The sequence below is a fragment of the Vibrio sp. M260118 genome, assembly GCF_036533755.1.
GTDB lineage: Bacteria > Pseudomonadota > Gammaproteobacteria > Enterobacterales > Vibrionaceae > Vibrio.
Genome location: NZ_JATABG010000555.1, coordinates 1 through 1578, shown reverse-complemented (window position 1 = coordinate 1578; position 1578 = coordinate 1). Strand labels below are relative to the sequence as shown.

The window sequence follows — 1578 nt, the reverse complement described above, 5'->3', positions numbered from 1 at the left end:
ACTACATTGATAAAGAGTTTAAAAACATCGATCGCGAAACCTTTAAGCAGCAGCTAAGAGAGGCGATGAAGAATCTGACCGAAGATTACGAAGTCGGCTTGAAGAAAGGCCGCACCGTGTCTGTTAACCGCCCTATCAACGGTGCACAAGCACCTAAGATGCTTAGGTAGCTTTAAACAACCCAAAAATGAGCAAGATTAGCCGTCACTCTTAAACAATTTGTTATGTTCAGTGCTCAGTTACTAAAGAGTTGCTCGACGGTTTTCATTGGTAAAAACATGCGAGTGCGGCCATTTTGTTCACACAAAACTTCAAAACCAAACTTAGTATAAAAGGCTTGAGCAGAGTCAGTAAGGCAGTCCACTACAATTGCGTAAGCTCTCATATGGTGGTTAACCTCCCACAAGTACTTCAAAGCACGGATCAAGCTAACCTTACCTAGCCCTGAACCGTGAAACTCTTTATGGACAGCCAACTGGGCTAAGAGAAATACAGGAACCGGATATCTAGGCAATTTCTTCATCAAGTCTGGTGGCAAGGTTTCCCGGCGAATGGAACTTGGAGCAACACTATAAAATGCACAAATTGCAAATTTTTGATTTAACAAAGGGTGAGCACTGGGTAAGACCATAGTGCGGCTAATGCCCGCCTGCATATGCTTTGCAGCTTGAGTTTTGAGGAACGTATTGAGCTCTTGCTCACCACAATCGAATGAGTTGCGATCATGTACCGATTTGCTAAGTTCTACGAACTCTTTACCCCAGCTCACTTAATACCGCTCTCTTCTGTGAACTGTGCCGCTTCAATGAGTGCCGAGTTAGGTGCTTTCGCTTTGTCGCATGCCGCCATAAATTCGTCAAAGACATTGTCCTTAACGACTATACCTTCATGCTCTTGAATAACTTGAGTTGCATCTTCATCCATAAGCCTAACGATATACTCAGTTAAGCTCTTGAGACCAAGTAAGGCCGATGCTTTTTCTGCTTTCGCTTTGATCTCTTCATCAAGGCGGATATCTAAACGCGCTGTTGCCATAACCCCTCCTGCGTACGGAACTATTCCGTAATCACCAGAATTATAGAGCAAACTTTATCCACATTCAATTTGTACGGAAAATTTACGGAAAAAAAAGGCGATAATCACACTTTAAGTGGTGGGCACCATTCAACAACACCAATGCCTCAGAAACACAAAACCCAACGCGAAAACAAAAAGTTAGCCGTTGGGTTTAAAGCTTGGATACTTGTATTTGGTTTAGTTTGAACCGTGATGATGAGCTACGCTTTCAAGTCTTTCAGCGAGCCAAATTTTAATAATTGACTGTCGGGTAACCCCTACTCGACTAGCTTCCCGATCTAATGACTCTAGCATCCATGCAGGAAAATCAACATTGACTCGTTTCTGCTTTTGCATCGGACGCTTGGCTTTAGATAAATCCAAATCACCTAAAATGTCATCGTCACTTTCAAACTTGTCATCAAACTCATGCGCTTTCATATAAGTTCACCTCCGCTTTTCGTGAACGTCTGACTGAAATGATCCGAATATTTTGCCCACGATAGGTAATGACCCCAGACC

General features: G+C 42.9%; 3 protein-coding genes and 2 pseudogenes. 1 reads left to right on the top strand and 4 read right to left on the bottom strand.

Annotated features, from left to right (window positions below; genetic code table 11):
- Positions 1 to 170 (top strand): annotated as a pseudogene (locus tag QTO00_RS19515) (transcriptional regulator); the annotation flags it as partial.
- A gap of 65 nt (positions 171 to 235) precedes the next feature.
- Here QTO00_RS19515 and QTO00_RS19510 read toward each other — a convergent pair.
- The 4 genes and pseudogenes from QTO00_RS19510 to QTO00_RS19495 all read right to left on the bottom strand — a co-directional run.
- Positions 236 to 769, bottom strand: a complete 534-nt coding sequence (locus QTO00_RS19510; protein WP_331426223.1) for a GNAT family N-acetyltransferase — start codon at positions 767 to 769, stop codon at positions 236 to 238.
- Positions 766 to 1035 carry a type II toxin-antitoxin system TacA family antitoxin gene (locus QTO00_RS19505; protein ID WP_331426222.1) on the bottom strand — a complete coding sequence of 90 codons (270 nt, stop codon included), beginning with the start codon at positions 1033 to 1035 and terminating at the stop codon, positions 766 to 768. The genes QTO00_RS19510 and QTO00_RS19505 overlap by 4 nt, the downstream gene beginning before the upstream one ends.
- A 219-nt stretch (positions 1036 to 1254) precedes the next feature.
- The gene (gene brnA / locus QTO00_RS19500; protein ID WP_331426221.1) at positions 1255 to 1497 is read right to left on the bottom strand and encodes a type II toxin-antitoxin system BrnA family antitoxin; all 243 of its coding nucleotides are present in this window, start codon (positions 1495 to 1497) and stop codon (positions 1255 to 1257) included.
- A pseudogene (locus QTO00_RS19495) lies at positions 1484 to 1578 on the bottom strand (BrnT family toxin); the annotation flags it as partial. The gene brnA and the pseudogene QTO00_RS19495, both read right to left, overlap by 14 nt.